This is a genomic window from Streptomyces sp. NBC_01294 (assembly GCF_035917235.1).
Classification (GTDB): domain Bacteria; phylum Actinomycetota; class Actinomycetes; order Streptomycetales; family Streptomycetaceae; genus Streptomyces; species Streptomyces caledonius.
The window spans coordinates 3,956,402-3,975,779 of record NZ_CP108423.1; the positions used below are offsets into that span (position 1 = coordinate 3,956,402).

Genomic DNA, 19,378 nt, shown 5'->3' on the forward strand with positions numbered 1-19,378 from the left:
CCCAGGGGGAGACCGGCCATCGGGTGGAGCGTGGTGCGGTCCGCTACGCCCAGGTGATCAGGCGGCGGGGGTGTTCCAGGACGGCTGCGATGTCGGCCAGGAAGCGGGAGCCGAGCTCGCCGTCGATGAGGCGGTGGTCGAACGACAGGGCCAGGGTGGTGACCTGGCGCGGCTTCACCTTGCCCTTGTGGACCCACGGCTGGAGCTTGATCGCACCGACCGCGAGGATCGCGGACTCGCCGGGGTTCAGGATGGGCGTACCGGTGTCGACGCCGAAGACGCCGACGTTGGTGATGGTGAGGGTGCCGTTCTGCATGTCGGCCGGGGAGGTCTTGCCGTCGCGGGCCGTGGCGACCAGCGAGGACAGGGACTCCGACAGCTCGCCGAGCGTCTTGGCGTGGGCGTCCTTGATGTTCGGGACGATCAGCCCGCGGGGCGTGGCCGCCGCGATGCCCAGGTTGACGTAGTGCTTGAGCACGATCTCCTGGGCCGCCTCGTCCCAGGACGCGTTGACGTCCGGGTTGCGGCGGACGGCCACCAGGACGGCCTTCGCGATGAGGAGCAGCGGGTTGATGCGCAGCCCCGCGAGGTCCGGGTCGGCCTTCAGCTCCTGGACCAGCTTCATCGTGCGGGTCACGTCGAAGGTGATGAACTCGGTGACGTGCGGCGCGGTGAAGGCCGAGCCGACCATCGCCTGGGCGGTGACCTTGCGGACGCCCTTGACCGGGATACGGGTCTCCCGCTCCGACGTCAGGGCCGCCGGGGCCGGGACCGCGGCAGCGGCAGCCGCGGGTACGGCCGCCGGGGCCTGGACCGCGGCCGGCACGGCCTGCGGGGTGATCGCCGCGGCGGCCGCCGCGTGGACGTCCTCCCGGGTCACGACCCCGCCGTCGCCGGTGGGGACCACCGAGGCCAGGTCGATGCCGAGGTCCTTGGCGAGCTTGCGCACGGGCGGCTTGGCCAGCGGCCGCTCGCCGGCCGGGACGGCGGGGAGCACCGGTGCGGCCGGAGCCGCGGGAGCCGCCGGAGCCGCGGCGGCGGCCGGGGCCGCCGAGCCGTTCTGCGCGGCCGTGTCCGCCGCCGCCTTGCGCGGGCGGCGCTTGGTGGACGCGGTGGACACGCCGTAGCCGACCAGGACGGGCTGGCGCACCTCGGGGGCGGGCTCGGCCTCGGCCGGGGCTGCCGCCGCGGCGACCGCCGGGGCGGCCTCGACGACCGCCGGGACCTCGGCCCCGGCGTCACCGGTCTGGACGGAGATGATGACCTGGCCGACGTCGACCGTGGTGCCCTCCTCGAAGAGGAGCGCGTGCACGACGCCGTCGAACGGGATCGGCAGTTCCACGGCGGCCTTGGCCGTCTCGACCTCGCAGACGACCTGTCCGTCGGTGACCGTGTCACCCGGCTGGACGTACCACTTGAGGATCTCGGCCTCGGTGAGGCCCTCGCCCACGTCGGGCATCTTGAATTCGCGGATGGTCATGAACGTGGCTCCTCAGTACGCCAGCGAGCGGTCGACGGCGTCGAGCACCCTGTCCAGGCCCGGCAGGTACTCGTCCTCCAGGCGGGCCGGCGGGTACGGGGCGTGGAAACCGCCCACGCGCAGGACCGGCGCCTCCAGGTGGTAGAAGCACCGCTCCGTGATGCGAGCGGCGATCTCCGAGCCCATGCCGAGGAAGGTCGGGGCCTCGTGGACGACCACGAGCCGGCGGGTCTTCTCCACCGACGCCTGGAGCCCGTCGAAGTCGACCGGGGACATCGAGCGCAGGTCGACGACCTCCACCGACTTGCCCTCCTCGGCGGCCGCGGCCGCCGCCTCCAGGCAGACCTTCACCATCGGGCCGTAGGCGGCCAGGGTGACGTCCGAGCCCTCGCGCGTCACGCGCGCCTTGTGCAGCTCACCGGGGATGGCGTCGAAGTCGACCTCGCCCTTGTCCCAGTAGCGGCGCTTCGGCTCGAAGAAGATCACCGGGTCGTCGCTGAGGATCGCCTGCTGGAGCATCCAGTAGGCGTCGCTCGCGTTCGAGGGGGAGACCACCTTGAGGCCCGGGACGTGCGCGAAGAGCGCCTCCGGGGACTCGCTGTGGTGCTCGACCGCGCCGATGCCGCCCGCGTACGGGATGCGGATGACGACCGGCATCTTGACCTTGCCCAGGGCGCGGGCGTGCATCTTCGCGAGCTGCGTGACGATCTGGTCGTACGCGGGGAACACGAACCCGTCGAACTGGATCTCCACGACCGGCCGGTACCCGCGCAGGGCCAGGCCGATGGCGGTGCCGACGATGCCCGACTCGGCGAGCGGGGTGTCGATGACCCGCTCCTCGCCGAAGTCCTTCTGCAGGCCGTCGGTGATCCGGAAGACACCGCCCAGCTTGCCGACGTCCTCGCCCATGATCAGGACCTTCGGGTCCTGCTCCAGGGCCTTGCGCAGCGACTCGTTGAGCGCCTTCGCGATCGACATCTTCTCGACAGCCATCAGTGACCCTCCTCGAAGGACGCGAGGTAGGCCGCGAACTGGGCGCGCTCCTCGTCGACGAGCGCGTGCCCGTCCGCGTAGACGTTCTCGAAGATCGCCATGGTGTCCGGGTCGGGCATGGCGCGCACGGCCTCGCGGACGCGCTTGCCCATGGCCTCGCTCTCCGCCTCCAGCTCGGCGAAGTAGGCCTCGTCGGCACCGCCGGTGGCCAGCAGGTGGGCCTTCAGGCGCAGGATCGGGTCCTTCGCCTCCCAGGCCGCCGTCTCCTCGTCCCGCCGGTACTTCGTCGGGTCGTCGGAGGTGGTGTGCGCACCCATCCGGTACGTGAACGCCTCGACCAGGGTCGGGCCCTCGCCGCGGCGCGCCCGGTCGAGGGCCCAGCGGGTCACGGCCAGGCAGGCCAGCACGTCGTTGCCGTCGACGCGGACGCCGGGGAAGCCGAAGCCCTGCGCGCGCTGGTAGAGCGGCACGCGCATCTGGCGCTCGGTCGGCTCGGAGATCGCCCACTGGTTGTTCTGGCAGAAGAACACCACGGGGGAGTTGTAGACGGCGGCGAAGTTGAAGGCCTCCATCACGTCGCCCTGGCTGGACGCGCCGTCGCCGAAGTAGGCGATGACGGCCGAGTCGGCGCCGTCCTTGGCCACACCCATCGCGTAACCGGTCGCGTGGAGCGTCTGCGAGCCGATGACGATCGTGTAGAGGTGGAAGTTGTTGGTGTTCGGGTCCCAGCCGCCGTGGTTCACGCCGCGGAACATCCCGAGCAGGTTGGTCGGGTCGACCCCCCGGCACCAGGCCACACCGTGCTCGCGGTAGGTCGGGAAGACGTAGTCCTCGTCGTTCAGGGCCCGGCCGGAGCCGATCTGCGCGGCCTCCTGGCCGAGGAGCGAGGCCCACAGGCCCAGCTCTCCCTGGCGCTGCAGGGCGGTCGCCTCGCCGTCGAAACGACGGGTCATGACCATGTCGCGGTACAGCCCGCGCAGGTCCTCGGTGGTGATGTCTGCGACGAAGGGGGCGAATTCCGCGTTGTCCGCGTTCTCTACCCGTTCCCCCTCGGGCGTCAGCAGCTGTACGAGCTGAGGTACGGCGTCCTGCGTCTGCGCGGTGGCAGCGGCGGCGGGCTTGGCGGCGCTCGCCGCGCCTGCCGCCCGCTTGGTGCCGCTGCTGCGTCGCGGCTTGCGCGCGGCAGTGCTCTCCACGGTCACGTGTGCTCCTCCGTCGGTCCGGCACCCGGGTTCTCCGGGGTCCAGTGCGGCTCACCTGTATCCGTAACGAGCGCACGGGGTGGGTGCGCGTCGCGTTCGGGATTCAGGCGTGACAGGTGCCCCGGCGAGTGCCCTGCGCAATGCACGTTACCCAGTGCGCCGCATAACTGCGAAACCCCGTTTGACCTGCGTTTTTGCTTGGATTTCCAAGTAAATCCGCGGCCGCGGGAACAACCACTGGTCACAGCCTTGCAGGGGCCGGGAACAACGGCACGTTATCCCGGGTAACTCCGGCAGGGAAGGGGTGAGTGTGTGAAACTGACTTCGTGCGCGAAGACGGAAAAATCAAGGTATTCCTCCTGGACGACCACGAAGTGGTACGTCGGGGCGTCCACGAACTGTTGTCGGTCGAAGAGGACATCGAGATCGTCGGCGAGGCCGGTACCGCCGCGGACGCCTTGATCCGGATCCCCGCCACCCGCCCTGACGTGGCCGTTCTCGACGTCCGCCTGCCGGATGGCAGCGGCGTGGAGGTGTGCCGCGAGGTGCGCTCCCGGAACGAGGACATCAAGTGCCTGATGCTGACCTCGTTCGCGGACGACGAGGCGCTCTTCGACGCGATCATGGCCGGCGCCTCGGGCTACGTGCTGAAGGCGATCCGCGGAAATGAGCTCCTGAGCGCCGTGCGCGACGTCGCCGCCGGCAAGTCCCTGCTGGACCCGGTCGCCACCGCCCGCGTGCTGGAGCGGCTGCGCGACGGCAAGGGCGGCAAGCGCGACGACCGCCTGTCCAACCTCACCGAGCAGGAACGGAAGATCCTCGACCTGATCGGCGAGGGCCTGACCAACCGCGTCATCGGCGAGCGGCTGCACCTGGCCGAGAAGACCATCAAGAACTACGTCTCCAGCCTGCTCTCCAAGCTGGGCATGGAACGCCGCTCCCAGGCCGCCGCCTACGTGGCCCGCCTGCAGGCCGAGAAGCGCTAGCCGCCCGGCGGTGACACGGTGTGACGGCGTGCGGACGCCTCTGCGGTTCCGCGGGGCGCACCGTTTCATTCGGGACCAACGTCCCCCGCCGTCGGGGCGGGCTCCTCTTTCCCGGCGCGGTGCCGGCAGCGGACAGTGGACCCCATGTCCTCAGAGGAACTGCACGCCATCGAACTGCTGCGCCGGGTGCCGTACGGCCGGGTGGCCACCAGCCTGCGCGCGCTGCCCTTCCTCGCCCTCGCCCGCCACATCGTGGTGGACGGCAGGGTCGTGCTGAGAATGCACGCCGGTTTCGGCTACCACCAGGCCTGCAACGGCAGCGTCGTGGCGTACGGGGCGGACAATTTCAATTCCCTGGACCCCCACCTCTGGTCGGTCCAGTTCACCGGAACGGCGCAGGTCGTCGAGCCGACCACCGCCGAGCTGGAACTCTTCGGCCCGGTTCCGCATTTCGTGGACGGCGCGGTCTTCGACCCCGTCCACATGAGGATCGAACCCCAGTTCATCACCGTGCACTCGCTCGCCGGGAATCCGGACCGGCACTACCGGCACGCGCTCTGACCGTCCGGTGTGCAGATGTTGTGCGGATACGGGAACGGGCCCGGCGGAATTGATTCCACCGGGCCCGCCGTGCTCGTGCCTCACTCCTGGGAGTTCGGACCCGGCGGCTCCACGGGCTTGGACGCCGTCGGCGACGGCGGCGCCGACTTCGTCGCCGTGGGGGACGCCGACGTGCTCTTGGTCGCCGTGGGGGACGCCGAAGCCGAAGCCGAGGCCGAGGCCGTCGGCGACGGGCTGTAGCTCTGCGTCCGGGAACGGGTCGCCGTGGGCTGGGTCTCGTTGGTCGGGAGCGGGTTCTCCGCGGTCTTCTGCGTCGGCAGGGTGTCCGGGGAACTGGGCTTGCTCTGCTCGCCGCTCGGCGTGCTCTGCGTGATCTCCGGCTTCTTCTCGTTGCCGTTCGCGCCCACGGTCTTGGCGGCGTAGGCCACGCCGCCCGCGATCGCGACGATCGCGAGCACCGCGAACAGCCACATCTTCCAGCGGCTGCCGCCGCGGTCGTCGTAGCCGTCGTAGCCGCCGCCGTTGCCGCCCGGGCCGCCGTGGCCGCCGGGGAAGGCCGAGCCGTCGTCCGGGTTCAGCGGCGGCACCATCGGCTGCTGGAACTGCGAGGTCGAGGCGTGCGAGGGGTAGTGCTGCTGCCCGCCGGTCCCGCTCACGGGCATGGCCGTGGTGGCGCCGCCCCGCCCGTGCGGCAGGGCCATGGCGACCGGGCCGGTGTTCCAGGTGCCGGTGTTCGCCCCCTGGTCGTGCAGCATCTGGAGCGCGTACTGGACCAGCCCGCGCATCTCCTCGGCGCTCTGGAACCGGTCGTCCGGGTCCTTGGCGAGGGAGCGCATGACGAGCCCGTCGAGCTCCTGCGGGATGTGCCGGCCCTCCGGCAGCTGCGAGGGCGGGACGGGCGCGTCCTGCACGTGCTGGTAGACCACCGACAGCGGGGTCTCGCCGGTGAACGGGGGCCGCAGCGCGAGCAGTTCGTACAGCAGACAGCCGGTCGCGTACAGGTCGGAGCGGTGGTCGACGGCCTTGCCGAGGGCCTGCTCGGGCGACAGGTACTGCGGGGTGCCCATGACCATGCCGGTCTGGGTCATCGTCGACTGGACGCCGTGCAGGGCGCGGGCGATGCCGAAGTCCATCACCTTGACCGCGCCGGTTTCGGTGATGATGACGTTCGCGGGCTTGATGTCGCGGTGCACGATGCCGTGCTGGTGCGAGTACGCGAGGGCCTCGAGCACGCCCGAGGTGATGATGAGCGCCTGCTCGGGGCCCGGGGCCTCGGCGCTGAGCAGGAGGTCGCGGATGGTGCGGCCCTCGACGAGCTCCATGACGATGTACGGGACGGTGTTCGGGCCGACCCGGTCCTCGCCCGAGTCGTACACGGCGACGACGGCGTGGTGGTTGAGTCCGGCGACGGACTGCGCCTCGCGGGTGAAGCGGGCCTTGGACACCGGGTCCTCGGCCAGGTCGGCGCGCAGCAGCTTCACGGCGACGGTGCGGCCGAGCCGCACGTCCTCGGCGGCGAACACCTCGGCCATGCCGCCGCGTCCCAGCCGGTGCGTCAGCCGGTAACGGCCGTCGCCCACCAGGCCGCCCGCGCCCCAGTGCTCAGGACCATCGGTCATCCCGGCGCCGTTTCCCTCGGGTTCGGGTGCCATCAGTCCTCGCCGTCGTATCTCTCGGCCGCCGCTGAGCGGTAGTCCTCGTCTCGGTGCTCCGACGAACGCTACAGCCTCGGAACCGGTCACCGTTCGGACAAAGCCACCTGTGCCCGTGTGGTCACGGAAAGGGCACCTGGCTTGACTGGTGCTTGCCCTCGGGCAGACTGGGCGCCATATGCGCCCGGCCAGAGGCGTGGGGACACATCCCGAGGGGAAGCAACAGTCATGAGCCAGGACGGCACTCAGGGCCAGTACGCGGGCGGCTCTCTGGCCGGTGGCCGTTACCAGCTAAGGGACTTGCTGGGTGCCGGTGGCATGGCCTCCGTATATCTGGCGTACGACTCGGCGCTCGACCGGCAGGTTGCGATCAAGACCCTGCACAGCGATCTCGGCCGCGAGCAGTCCTTCCGCGAGCGATTTCGCCGCGAGGCCCAGGCTGTAGCGAAACTGTCGCACACGAACATCGTCTCGGTATTCGATACCGGTGAAGGCGAAGTGACGTTCGGCGGCGCCACCGGGGGCGACGGCGCGGTGATGCCGTACATCGTCATGGAGTACGTGGAGGGCCTGCCGCTCGGCTCGGTGCTCGAGGCGGACATCCGGCAGTACGGGGCCATGCCGGCGGACAAGGCGCTGAAGGTGACGGCCGACGTGCTGGCCGCCCTGGAGACCAGCCACGAGATGGGGCTCGTCCACCGCGACATCAAGCCCGGCAACGTCATGGTGAACAAGCGCGGCGTGGTCAAGGTGATGGACTTCGGCATCGCGCGCGCCATGCAGTCGGGCGTCACCTCCATGACGCAGACCGGCATGGTCGTCGGCACCCCCCAGTACCTGTCGCCCGAACAGGCGCTGGGGCGCGGGGTCGACGCCCGCTCCGACCTGTACTCGGTCGGCATCATGCTGTTCCAGCTGCTGACGGGCCGGATCCCGTTCGACGCGGACTCGCCGCTGGCCATCGCGTACGCCCACGTGCAGGAGGAGCCGGTCGCCCCGTCCTCCATCAACCGCTCGCTGACCCCGGCGATGGACGCGCTGGTGGCGCGGGCCCTGAAGAAGAACCCGAACGAGCGCTTCCCCACGGCCGCGGCCATGGGCGACGAGGTCGCGCGGGTGCTGGGCTCCGGGCACGGCGGGGCGCCGGTCATCGTGCAGGGCCACGGGCCGCTGAGCAGCGGCGCGGGCGTGTCCTCGGCGGTGTTCCCGCCGGTGGACTCCGGGTTCCAGGCGCCGCCGCAGTCGGTGCAGCAGCCCTACCAGGCGCCGCACACCCCGGCCCCGCACACCCCGGCCCCGTACGCGCCGACGCCGGCGCCCGCCCCGCAGCAGCACGCGCAGGGCGGCTACGCCTACCCGCACACGCCCCCGCCGCAGCAGCAGTACGCGCCGCAGACCCCGCCTCCGTACACGATCTCCCCGGCGAGCACGGCGACCGGGCCGGCGGCGGGCGGCGACGGCAAGCGGAACGGGCAGGTGGTCGTGGGCGCGATCGCGGTGGCGCTGCTGGCCGTCGGCGGTCTGATCGCGGCGATCTCGATGGACGGCGACAAGGACAAGGGAGGGACCACGGCGGACCCGGGGACCTCCGCGTCCGCCTCCGCCAAGCCCGGGTTCAAGGGTCCCGACATCACGCGCACGATCGACCCGAAGAAGTGCACGGAGCCGGTGAAGCACTACAGCGAGGCCGGCAAGTACTCGGCGCCGGACTTCAAGTACAAGAACCTGCTCTCCGTGAAGGAGTGCATCCAGGCCTCGGGCGGCAGGTACACCATCGTCCCGAAGGACGAGGCCGTCTACGGCAAGGACACGGTGCTGATCCAGTCCCCGGCCTCCGGCGACAAGATCGACAAGGAAAACACCGAGTACACCCTGACCGTGTCGACCGGCAACCCCGAATAGCGGACCGCCGCCACACGAGCGCAGCACACGAGCGCCACACACGCGAGGCGCAGCACGACACACCGGCATCCCGGGAACCCCGATGGGGCACCCGGGATGCCGGTTTTGCCCCACTATGTAAATCTGAGCCCATATCTCCGATGCTCAGCGAGCAGCTCGGTCGCTCGGGACGGGAGGGGCTCTCCGTGATCCAAGGCTTCCGCCCGCCGCGCTGGCTGGCCTGCGCCGCACTCCTCGCCGCCGTCATCACGCCCGCCGCCTCCGCGTACGCCGGGCCCCTCGTCCCGGCCCGCCATTCCCCCGCACGCCCCGCCGCGGACGACCCCGACGAGGAGCTCGCCGGCAGCGTCGCCGGAGTCGGGCGGGAGCGGCCCGGCCGGCCGGCCGGCGAGCGCGCCAACCCGGACCTGACGGTGGCCTCCCGGCCGCTGCCGGTCCGCCCCCGCACCCGGCCCACGCCCCCGCCCCCGCACCCGCCCCTGCCCCTGCCCCCGCCGACGGTCGCCCCGACCCCTCCGGAGGTGGTGATCAGGGCGCTCGGCACCGAGCCGAACGACCGGGCCGCCGACCTGGCCGCGCACATACTGCCGCTGGGCACCGGATTCGCCCTGATGGGGCTGGGCCTGGGCTACATGGGGGTGCGACTGCGCCGCAGCATCTAGGGCGCCTCCCCCTTCCGGCGTACATCTCAGGATGGTTGCCCAGAGTGAACATACTCGGTATACATACTGAGTATGTCGATCCGTCACGGGCTTCTCGCCCTGCTGGAACGGGGTCCTCGGTACGGCTCACAGCTGCGCACCGAGTTCGAATCCCGCACCGGCTCCACCTGGCCGCTCAACGTCGGGCAGGTGTACACGACCCTCGCCCGCCTCGAACGCGACGGCCTCGTCGCCCCCGACGGCGAGGACGCCGCCGGCCACACCCTGTACGCCATCACCGCCCCCGGGCGCGCCGAACTGCGCCAGTGGTACGAGCGCCCCGTCGACCGGGCCAACCCGCCCCGCGACGAACTGGCCATCAAGCTCGCCATGGCCGTCGGCGCCCCCGGCGTGGACATCCGCGCCGTCATCCAGTCCCAGCGGCACGCCACGATCAAGGCGATGCAGGACTACACCCGGCTCAAGGCCACCGCGCTCACCGCGGTCGAGAGCGGGGAGTCCCGCGAACGCGACGACGTGGCCTGGCTGCTCGTCCTGGAACAGCTGATCTTCCAGACCGAGGCCGAGGCCCGCTGGCTCGACCACTGCGAAGCCCGGCTGGTCCGGCTCTCCCTGCCGGCCGACCGGAGAGCCGCCGCACCCGAACCGCCCCAGGCCGCCGCGGCCGAAGCTCCGGCCCCGACCACCACCGCCCGGCCCCGCGCCGCCCGCACGCGACGTGGCTGAACAACCGCTCCAGGGGGGACCCTTCATGCCCGACCAGCACCAGAACCAGCAGCCCGTCCTGCAGTTGGACCAACTCGTCCGCACGCACGGCAGCGGAGCGACGGAAGTGCACGCCCTGCGCGGCATCAACCTCTCCGTCTTCCCCGGCGAACTCGTCGCCGTCATGGGCCCGTCCGGCTCCGGCAAGTCCACGCTGCTCACCCTTGCGGGCGGCCTCGACATCCCGAGCAGCGGCCGGGTGATCGTCGAGGGCACCGACATCACCACGGCGAGCCGCAAGCAGCTCGCCGCGCTGCGCCGCCGCAGCATCGGGTACGTCTTCCAGGACTACAACCTGATCCCGGCCCTCACCGCCGCCGAGAACGTCGCCCTGCCGCGCGAGCTCGACGGGATCTCCGCCCGCAAGGCCCGGGTCTCCGCCCTCGCCGCGCTGGAGGAGATGGGCCTGGGCGCCCTCGCCGAACGTTTCCCGGACGAGATGTCCGGCGGCCAGCAGCAGCGCGTGGCCATCGCCCGCGCCCTCGTGGGCGACCGCCGCCTGGTCCTCGCCGACGAGCCCACCGGCGCCCTCGACTCCGAGACCGGCGAGTCCGTCCTCGGCCTGCTGCGCTCCCGCTGCGACGCGGGCGCGGCCGGGGTCCTCGTCACGCACGAGCCGCGGTTCGCCGCCTGGGCCGACCGCGTCGTCTTCCTGCGCGACGGCAGCGTGGTCGACGAGACCCTGCGCAGCCAGGCCGACTCCCTCCTGTCCGGTCAGGTGGCCGGCCAGTGACCTCCTCGCTCCAAGGCTGGTACCACTCCTGGGTCGCGGCGCTGCGCATAGCCCGCCGCGACGCCTGGCGCGCCAAGGGCCGCAGCTCCCTCGTCCTCGCGATGATCGCCCTGCCGATCGTCGGGGTGAGCGCCGCCGACCTCACGCTGCGCAGCGCCGAACTCTCCCCCGAGCAGTCCGTCACCCGCCTGATGGGGGCCGCGGACGCCCGGGTGAACGCCACCGGCATCACCAAGGGCATCTACCAGAAGCCCGACGGCTCGGGCTACTCGCCCGTCGGCGGCTACGACGCCTACGACGGCCCGTCGATGCCGGGCGGCAAGCGGCCCGACCTGGACCTGTCCGCGTTCCCGGCCGGGACGCAGGTCCTCAAGGACTCCGGCGGCTACGGCAAGGTCCGTACCGCACACGGGCTGCTCGACACCGAGCTGCGCGAGATCGACACGCACCACCCGCTGGCGGCCGGCCTGATCACGCTCGACCGCGGCAGGCTGCCCGAGGGCGCGGGCGAGGTCATCGCCACCACCGCGTTCCTGAAGAACTCCGGCCTCTTCGTCGGCTCCTCGGTCACCCCGCGCGGCGCGAACTCCTCGTACAAGATCGTCGGTGCGTACGAACTTCCCAGCCACCTCGGCCGCGAGGAGCTCATCGCCCCGCCCGGGACCCTGATCGAGCCGCTCAACCAGCTGCTCCAGGCCTCCGGGGCACGCGAGGTGCGGGGCGATGACGCGTACCTGGTCAAGGTCGGCGGCGACGGAATCACGTGGGACGAGGTCAAGGCGGCCAACGCCAAGGGCGTGGTCGTCCTGTCCCGCGCCGTCCTCATCGACCCGCCCGCCGACTCCGAGGTGCCCCTCTACAAGCAGGACCCCTACTTCCGGACCGACATGAGCGGGGGCAACACCGCGGAAATGGCCGTCCTGGCCACCGTCGTGGGCCTCGCCATGCTGGAGATCTGCCTGCTCGCCGGACCGGCCTTCGCGGTCGGCGCCCGGCGCTCGCGCCGCCAGCTCGGCCTGGTCGGCGCCAACGGCGGCGACCGGCGCCACATCCGCTCCATCGTGCTCTCCGGCGGCCTGGTCATCGGCGCCGCGGCCGCCGTCGTCGGCACCGCGATCGGCGTCGTGCTCACCGTCGCGCTCCGCCCGGTGCTGGAGGAACAGCTCGGCAACCGCTTCGGCGGCCTCGACTTCCGCCCGGTGGAGCTGGCCGGCATCGCCCTGCTCGCCGTCGTGACCGGACTGCTGTCCGCGATCGTCCCGGCGATCACCGCGTCGCGCCAGACCGTACTGGCCTCGCTGACCGGCCGCCGCGGGGTGCGCCGCGCCAACCGGGTGCTGCCGGTCATCGGCCTGCTCGCCGTCGCCGCCGGTGCCGCGATCGCCCTGTACGGCAGCGCGTCCGAGATGGGCTCCGCCGTCGTGGCGGGCGGCAGCGCCCTCGCCGAGCTCGGCATCGTCGCCCTCACCCCGGTCCTGGTCGGCCTGTTCGGGCGGCTCGGGCGGTGGCTGCCGCTGTCGCCGCGGCTCGCGCTGCGCGACGCCGTGCGCAACCGGGGGCGTACGGCGCCCGCCGTGGCCGCCGTACTGGCCGCCGTCGCCGGCACCGTCGCCGTGGCCACATACGAGCACAGCCGGGACGTGCAGATGCGCCACGAGTACGTGGCCGACCTGCCGCACGGCACCGGCCTGCTGGAGACCACCGAGAACGACGCCTACAAGGAGGTGCCCGCGCTGCGGGAGGCCCTCGCCAAGGACCTGCCGCTGGCGCTGCGGGCGGACGTCGACCGGCTGGTCGTCGGCAAGCCCACCTGCGACACCTTCTCGGCCGAACCCGGCTGCGGCCGGGTCGAGATCATCAAACCCAAGGACCAGCGCTGCCCTCTCTACGAGAACCCCAAGGGCCCCGACGCCTTCGGTGAGGCGGAGACGCGGCAACTGCGCCAGGACTGGCGCTGCCAGGAGCCCCGGCGCGGCACCCAGCACGCCACCGTCGTCGCCGACGAGAAGCTGCTGACCGTCCTGGCGGTCACCGACCCGGGCACCGTGTCCGCGCTCAAGGCGGGCAAGCCCGTCGCCTTCGACAAGCGGCAGGTCAAGGACGGCAAGCTCACCCTGCGGGTCGTCAGCGGCCCGGAGGGGGCCAACGTCTTCCAGGGGTTGGGCCAGGAGCTTCCCGGCGAGGACAAGGTCATCGCCGTCCACCTGGCGCCCGAGAGCGTCGAGGGCTGGGGCATCCAGCTGATCCTGCCGCCCGCAGCGGTCAAGGCCGCCGGGCTGGCCACCGCGCCGTCCGGCTCGTACTTCAGCACCGACGGGGCGGTCGCCAGCGAGCAACGGCAGAAGCTGGCCGGGGAGATCGACCGGATGGGCGTGGAGGCCTCCCTGCGCATCGAGGCCGGCTACCAGGGCAACGACGACCTGGTCCTGCTCGCCCTCACCGTCTTCGCGGGCCTGGTCACCATCGGCGCGGCCGGCATCGCCACCGGGCTCGCCCAGGCGGACGCCGAGGCCGATCTGAAGACCCTGTCCGCGGTGGGCGCGGCGCCGCGCGTGCGGCGGACGCTGAGCGGCTTCCAGTGCGGGGTGGTGGCCCTGATGGGCGTCGTCCTGGGCTCGGCGGCCGGGATCCTGCCGGCGGTCGGGCTGCGGCTCACCCAGCGGCGGGAACTGGAACGGCTCACCGAGAACTCCGCCACCGAGGGCTACCTGTCATCGGCCGACTCCGTGCCCTACGTGCCGATCGCCGTGCCGTGGGAGACCCTCGGCGCGCTGATCATCGTGGTCCCGCTGGGCGCGGCACTGCTGGCGGCGCTGGTCACCCGCTCCAGCGGGGCGCTGGCGCGCCGCGCGGCGGGCTGATGTCGGTGCCCCCGTACAGGTTGGATCACGCCTGTACGGGGGCACACCGTGTGAGAGCGAAGGTGTGCGAGAGAATGACGGCATGGAGATGCCGAGGAGTGAACGGTCGCAGGACAGTCCCCCGCACGTCCTGATCGTGGGACAGGACGGGACGGCGGTCGGCGACGCCGATGACGAGTCGCGCGAGGTCCCGGTGACGGAGATGGTCGAACAGCCCGCCAAGGTCATGCGGATCGGCAGCATGATCAAGCAACTCCTGGAAGAGGTACGTGCCGCGCCTCTCGACGAGGCGAGCCGGGTCCGGCTCAAGGACATCCATGCCGCCTCGGTGAAGGAGCTGGAGGACGGCCTGGCCCCGGAACTCGTGGAGGAACTGGAGCGCCTGTCGCTGCCGTTCACCGAGGAGGCCATTCCCTCCGAGGCCGAACTGCGCATTGCCCAGGCCCAGTTGGTGGGCTGGCTGGAGGGCCTCTTCCACGGCATCCAGACGGCCCTGTTCGCGCAGCAGATGGCGGCGCGGGCCCAACTGGAACAGATGCGCCGCGCCCTCCCGCCGGGCGGCCCCCACGACGACGACGAAGACGGCGGCCACGGCGCAATCCGCTCGGGCCCCTACCTCTAGCCCCCGGCGGTCGGCAGACGAAGGCGGGCCCGGATGCCCTGCGCATCCGGACCCGCCTCTCACCATCCAGCCCCGCCGGCGTTTGAGGCGATCTTTCAGCCCCGCCGCACCAACCCAGCCCCGCCGGCGCTTGAGGCGCGGGGTCCGGGGCGGAGCCCCGATCTTCGAGCCCCGCCGGCGCTTGAGGCGCGGGGTCCGGGGCGGAGCCCCGATCTTTGAGCCCCGCCGGCGATTGAGGCGCGGGGTACGGGGCGGGGCCCCGGCAGCCGGGAGAAGCCACCGGTAAGTGGGGCTCCCCGCAGGGGACATGCTCGACGCATACTCTGGGGCATGAGCTACGACGCGATCGTGCTGGCCGGCGGTGCCGCGCAGCGACTCGGCGGGGTGGACAAGCCCGCGCTGAGCGTCGGCGGCCGCGCCCTCCTCGACCGCGTCCTCGACGCCTGCCCGGACGCCCGGACCACCATCGTGGTCGGCTCCCGCCGCCCCACCGCCCGCCCGGTCCGCTGGACCCGCGAGGACCCGCCCGGCGGCGGCCCGGTGGCCGCGCTGGACGCCGGACTGCGCCAGACCACCGCCGAGCTGGTCCTCGTCCTCTCCGCAGACCTGCCCTTCCTCGACCGGGACACCGTACGGACCCTGCTGAACCCGCCCGGCGCGGGCGGCGCGGGCGGCACGGGCGGCACGGCCGGCACGGGCGGCGCACCCGGCACGGACACCGCACCCGGCACCGACGGCGCGATGCTCCAGGACCCCGACGGCCGCGACCAGCCCCTGGTCGCCGCCTACCGGGCCGAACCCCTGCGCCGCGAGATCGCCCTGCTCGCCGCCGAACACGGCAACCTGACCGGGCTCCCGCTCCGCGCGCTCACCGCCGAACTCGACCTCGCCCGCGTCACGACGCAGCCGCTCGCCTCCTTCGACTGCGACACCTGGGACGATCTCGCCGCCGCCCGCGCCCGGATCAGGGAGCATGGAACCGTGCTGGACCAATGGATCACCGCCGTCAAGAACGAGCTGGGCGTCGACCTCGCCGTCGACACCAAGACCCTGCTCGACCTCGCCCGCGACGCCGCCCACGGCGTCGCCCGGCCCGCCGCCCCGCTGACCACCTTCCTGGTCGGCTACGCGGCCGCCCAGGCCGCCGCCACCGGCGCCGACCCCGCCCAGGCCGTCGCCGAAGCCTCCCGCAAGGCGGCCGACCTGGCGCTGCGCTGGGCCGCCGAGGCCGAGGCCGACGATGCCGCCGAACAGAACGGCTCCGGATGACCCCCACGAACTCCGCCGACCAGGCCCTGGACGAGGCCCTGGCCCTGGTCAGCCGCGCCCCCGAGGGCGGCGGCGCGGGCGGACACCGTGCCGTGGACTGGCAGCGGGCCCGGGACGCCGCCGTGCACGCCGGGGCCGCGGTGCGGCCCCGTACGCACCGGGTCCCCCTCGCGGACGCCCTCGGCGAGGTACTGGCCGTCTCCCTGGAGGCGCTCACCGACCTGCCGTCCTTCGACACCTCCGCCATGGACGGCTGGGCCGTCGCCGGCCCGGGCCCCTGGAGCATGCGCAGCGGCGGCGGCGTCCTGGCCGGCTCGGACCGGCCGGAGCCGCTCGCCGACGGCGAGGCCGTACGGATCGCCACCGGCGCCCGGATCCCCGCCGACACCACGGCTGTCATCCGCAGCGAGCACTGCCGTGAGGCCGGCACCCAGCTCTTCGCCGACCGGGCCGTCCTCACCGGCCAGGACATCCGCCCGCGCGGGCAGGAGTGCCGCTCCGGCGACCTGCTGCTGCCCGCCGGCTCCCTGGTCACCCCGGCCGTGCTCGGGCTCGCCGCGGCCGCCGGGTACGACGAGCTGGCCACCCGGCCGCGCCCCCGCGTGGAGATCCTGGTGCTCGGCGACGAGCTGCTCACCGAGGGCCTCCCGCACGACGGGCTGATCCGCGACGCCCTCAGCCCCATGCTCGGGCCCTGGCTCACCCGCCTCGGCGCCGAGGTCGTCGGCACGCGCCGGCTCGGCGACGATCCGGCGGGCGCCGCGGCCCTGCTGGAGGCCGTCACCACGTCCACCGCAGACGTCCTCGTGACCACCGGCGGCACCGCCTCCGGACCCGTCGACCACGTCCACCCCGTACTGCGCCAGGCCGACGCCGACCTGCTGGTCGACGGGGTCGCCGTACGCCCCGGCCATCCGATGCTGCTGGCCCGCATCGGGTCCCGCGACGCCGGCCGGCACCTGGTCGGGCTGCCGGGGAACCCCCTGGCCGCCGTGTCCGGGCTGCTGACCCTCGCCGAACCCCTGCTGCGCGCCCTCGCCGGCCGCAGCAGGCGCCCCGGCTACACCGCGCCGGTCCAGGGCGACGTACCGGGCCACCCGTACGACACCCGGCTGGTCCCGGTGCTGCTGAGCGACGAGCACGCCGTGCCGCTGCGCTTCCACGGTCCCGCGATGCTGCGCGGCGTGGCGGCCGCCGACGCGCTGGCCGTCGTACCGCCCAAGGGCGCGCGGTCCGGGCAGGACCTGGAAATTCTCGATCTGCCGTGGGCTTCAGGAGGATGTTTCACGTGAAACTTCACGGCCAGGACGCCATGGCCCGCGCCGCCGACGAGAAACTCGTCTCCCGGCGCGTCAAACTGCCCAAACGCATCGTCGAGCAGCCTCTGAGCCAGGTCACCAAGCGCCTGCTGATGGCCCTGTCCGTGCTCTTCCTGACGGTCTTCATCGTCTGGCTCGACCGCGACGGCTACCACGACAACGCCAACGAGACGGTCGATCTCCTCGACTGCTTCTACTACGCCACCGTCACGCTGTCGACGACCGGCTACGGCGACATCGTCCCGTACAGCGACAGCGCACGGCTGATCAACATCCTGCTGATCACCCCGCTGCGCGTGCTGTTCCTGATCATCCTGGTCGGTACCACCCTGGAAGTCCTCACGGAGCGGACGAGGGAAGAGTGGCGGCTGAAGCGCTGGGGGAAGAACTTGCGTGAGCACACGGTCGTCGTCGGCTTCGGCACGAAGGGCCGCTCGGCCCTGCAGACGCTGCTGGCCACCGGCCTCTCCAAGGAGCAGGTCGTCATCGTCGACCCCAGCGCCAAGGTGATCGACACGGCCAACGCGGAAGGGTTCACGGGCGTGGTCGGCGACGCCACCCGCTCCGACGTCCTGCTCCGCGCCGAGGTGCAGAAGGCCCGTCAGATCGTCATCGCCACCCAGCGGGACGACACGGCGGTCCTGGTCACGCTGACGGCCCGGCAGCTCAACCGCGGCGCGAAGATCGTCGCGGCGGTGCGCGAGGAGGAGAACGCCCCGCTGCTGCGCCAGTCCGGCGCGGACGCCGTCATCACCAGCGCGAGCGCGGCCGGCCGGCTGCTGGGCCTGTCGGTGCTCAGCCCGAGCGCGGGCACGGTGATGGAGGACCTGATCCATCAGGGCAGCGGACTCGACCTGATCGAACGCCCGGCCAGGAAGTCCGAGGTCGGCAAGTCGGTACGGGACACCGAGGACCTGGTGGTGAACGTGCTGCGCGGGCACCGGCTGCTCGCCTACGACGACCCGCACGCGAGCCCGATCCAGCTGACGGACCGTCTCATCACCATCGTGCGGGCGGCGCCGCCCACTTCGCCGAAGGTGACGCTAGGTCCCGCCGAGTAGGCGCGAGTTGGCGTAGCCTCCGGGCCATGCATGCGATCACCATCGAGCAGCCCGGCGGCCCCGAGGCCCTCGTCTGGACCGACGTACCCGATCCGGTGCCGGGCGAGGGCGAGGTCCTCGTCGAGGTCGCGGCGAGCGCCGTGAACCGCGCCGACGTACTCCAGCGTCAGGGGTTCTACGACCCGCCGCCCGGCGCCTCGCGCCATCCGGGGCTGGAGTGTTCCGGGCGGATCGCCGCGGTCGGGCCGGGGGTGTCCGGCTGGTCGGTGGGCGACGAGGTGTGCGCCCTGCTGGCCGGCGGCGGGTACGCCCAGCGGGTGGCCGTCCCGGCGGGCCAGCTGCTGCCGGTCCCGGCGGGCGTGGACCTGGTGACGGCCGCCGCGCTGCCCGAGGTCGTCGCGACGGTGTGGTCCAACGTGTTTATGGTGGCCGGACTGCGCCCCGGCGAGACCCTGCTGGTGCACGGCGGGTCCAGCGGGATCGGGACGATGGCCATCCAGCTCGCGAAGGCGGTGGGCGCGACGGTCGCCGTGACGGCCGGCGGCCCGGAGAAGCTGGCGCGCTGCAAGGAGCTGGGCGCGGACATCCTCATCGACTACCGCGAGCAGGACTTCGTGGCGGAGCTGCGGGCGGCGACGGGCGGCGGCGGGGCGGACGTGATCCTGGACATCATGGGCGCGAAGTACCTCGCCCGGAACGTGGACGCGCTGGCCGTGAACGGCCGGCTCGCGGTGATCGGTCTCCAGGGCGGGGTCAAGGCGGAGCTGAACCTCGGCGCGCTGCTGGCCAAGCGGGCGGCGATCACCGCCACCTCCCTGCGGGCCCGCCCGCTGGAGGAGAAGGCGGCCATCATCGCGGCCGTACGGGAGCACGTGTGGCCGCTGGTGGCTGCGGGGCGGGTGCGTCCGGTGGTCCACGGGACGTTCCCGATGCGGGAGGCCGCCGAGGCCCACCGCGTCCTGGAGTCGAGCACCCACGTGGGCAAACTCCTGCTCACGGTCTGAGAACCGGCGCGCCGCCGCTGCGGGCGCGCTGCCCCCGAACCCCCGCGCCTCAAACTCCCCCGGCTACCGCTGGGAGGGGCCCCCTGGCGGGGCTGAATGTTTCAGCCCGTCCGGCGTTTGAGGACCGGGTCCGGGCAGAGCCCGGGACACGGAGCGAGGGCGGGGCGGGGAGAGGCTCCGCGGAGCGGGACCCGTACCCGCCCGCCCGCTCCCCGACCCCTACCGAGCTACCGGGAGTAGAGGTCGTCTCAGTTGGCGGCTGGCACGTGTACTGCCAACGGCGGCCGACTGGCATACGGAGTTGAC

At 72.5% G+C, this 19,378-nt stretch carries 16 protein-coding genes; 12 read left to right on the top strand and 4 right to left on the bottom strand.

Annotated features, from left to right (window positions below):
- Positions 1-43 precede the first annotated feature (43 nt).
- Genes OG534_RS17880 through pdhA form a run of 3 tightly spaced genes read right to left on the bottom strand, consistent with a single transcriptional unit; the run spans position 44 to position 3,675 of the window.
- Positions 44-1,480, bottom strand: a complete 1,437-nt coding sequence (locus OG534_RS17880) for a dihydrolipoamide acetyltransferase family protein (protein ID WP_326589056.1) — start codon at positions 1,478-1,480, stop codon at positions 44-46.
- Positions 1,481-1,492: 12 nt separating this feature from the next.
- Positions 1,493-2,473: an alpha-ketoacid dehydrogenase subunit beta gene (locus tag OG534_RS17885; RefSeq protein WP_326589057.1), complete on the bottom strand. Its 981-nt coding sequence runs from the start codon at positions 2,471-2,473 to the stop codon at positions 1,493-1,495.
- On the bottom strand, positions 2,473-3,675 hold the full coding sequence (pdhA, locus tag OG534_RS17890; RefSeq protein ID WP_326589058.1) for a pyruvate dehydrogenase (acetyl-transferring) E1 component subunit alpha: 1,203 nt from the start codon (positions 3,673-3,675) through the stop codon (positions 2,473-2,475). The genes OG534_RS17885 and pdhA overlap by 1 nt, the downstream gene beginning before the upstream one ends.
- A gap of 326 nt (positions 3,676-4,001) precedes the next feature.
- Between pdhA and OG534_RS17895 the strand changes: the two genes are divergently transcribed.
- Both OG534_RS17895 and OG534_RS17900 read left to right on the top strand, forming a co-directional pair.
- Entirely contained in the window at positions 4,002-4,661 is a 660-nt protein-coding gene (locus OG534_RS17895) for a response regulator transcription factor (protein WP_326589059.1), read from the top strand.
- Positions 4,662-4,805: 144 nt separating this feature from the next.
- The gene (locus OG534_RS17900; protein WP_326589060.1) at positions 4,806-5,222 is read left to right on the top strand and encodes a pyridoxamine 5'-phosphate oxidase family protein; all 417 of its coding nucleotides are present in this window, start codon (positions 4,806-4,808) and stop codon (positions 5,220-5,222) included.
- Between the two features lie 80 nt (positions 5,223-5,302).
- On the opposite strand, the gene OG534_RS17905 is transcribed toward OG534_RS17900, so the two are convergent.
- Positions 5,303-6,874 carry a protein kinase domain-containing protein gene (locus OG534_RS17905; RefSeq protein WP_326589061.1) on the bottom strand — a complete coding sequence of 524 codons (1,572 nt, stop codon included), beginning with the start codon at positions 6,872-6,874 and terminating at the stop codon, positions 5,303-5,305.
- Between the two features lie 228 nt (positions 6,875-7,102).
- Here OG534_RS17905 and OG534_RS17910 point away from each other — a divergent pair, with 228 nt between their 5' ends.
- From OG534_RS17910 to OG534_RS17955, 10 genes are all read left to right on the top strand, one after another.
- The gene (locus OG534_RS17910) at positions 7,103-8,776 is read left to right on the top strand and encodes a protein kinase domain-containing protein (protein WP_326589062.1); all 1,674 of its coding nucleotides are present in this window, start codon (positions 7,103-7,105) and stop codon (positions 8,774-8,776) included.
- 140 nt (positions 8,777-8,916) lie between these two features.
- Positions 8,917-9,438, top strand: coding sequence for a hypothetical protein (locus tag OG534_RS17915; protein WP_326589063.1), 522 nt, complete (start codon positions 8,917-8,919; stop codon positions 9,436-9,438).
- Between the two features lie 72 nt (positions 9,439-9,510).
- A complete protein-coding gene (locus tag OG534_RS17920) occupies positions 9,511-10,164 on the top strand; it encodes a PadR family transcriptional regulator (RefSeq protein ID WP_326589064.1) in 654 nt (217 codons plus the stop codon).
- 25 nt (positions 10,165-10,189) lie between these two features.
- On the top strand, positions 10,190-10,936 hold the full coding sequence (locus tag OG534_RS17925) for an ABC transporter ATP-binding protein (protein ID WP_326589065.1): 747 nt from the start codon (positions 10,190-10,192) through the stop codon (positions 10,934-10,936).
- A gap of 101 nt (positions 10,937-11,037) precedes the next feature.
- Entirely contained in the window at positions 11,038-13,797 is a 2,760-nt protein-coding gene (locus tag OG534_RS17930; RefSeq protein ID WP_326593681.1) for an ABC transporter permease, read from the top strand.
- Between the two features lie 82 nt (positions 13,798-13,879).
- Entirely contained in the window at positions 13,880-14,419 is a 540-nt protein-coding gene (locus tag OG534_RS17935; RefSeq protein ID WP_030014634.1) for a bacterial proteasome activator family protein, read from the top strand.
- A 330-nt stretch (positions 14,420-14,749) separates the two neighbouring features.
- Positions 14,750-15,688, top strand: coding sequence for a DUF6457 domain-containing protein (locus OG534_RS17940; RefSeq protein WP_326589066.1), 939 nt, complete (start codon positions 14,750-14,752; stop codon positions 15,686-15,688).
- Positions 15,685-16,980: a molybdopterin molybdotransferase MoeA gene (locus OG534_RS17945; protein ID WP_326589067.1), complete on the top strand. Its 1,296-nt coding sequence runs from the start codon at positions 15,685-15,687 to the stop codon at positions 16,978-16,980. Before OG534_RS17940 ends, OG534_RS17945 begins: the two co-directional genes overlap by 4 nt.
- Positions 16,968-18,068 carry a potassium channel family protein gene (locus tag OG534_RS17950; protein WP_326589068.1) on the top strand — a complete coding sequence of 367 codons (1,101 nt, stop codon included), beginning with the start codon at positions 16,968-16,970 and terminating at the stop codon, positions 18,066-18,068. Before OG534_RS17945 ends, OG534_RS17950 begins: the two co-directional genes overlap by 13 nt.
- Positions 18,069-18,094: 26 nt before the next feature.
- Positions 18,095-19,072: an NAD(P)H-quinone oxidoreductase gene (locus OG534_RS17955; RefSeq protein WP_326589069.1), complete on the top strand. Its 978-nt coding sequence runs from the start codon at positions 18,095-18,097 to the stop codon at positions 19,070-19,072.
- Positions 19,073-19,378 lie beyond the last annotated feature (306 nt).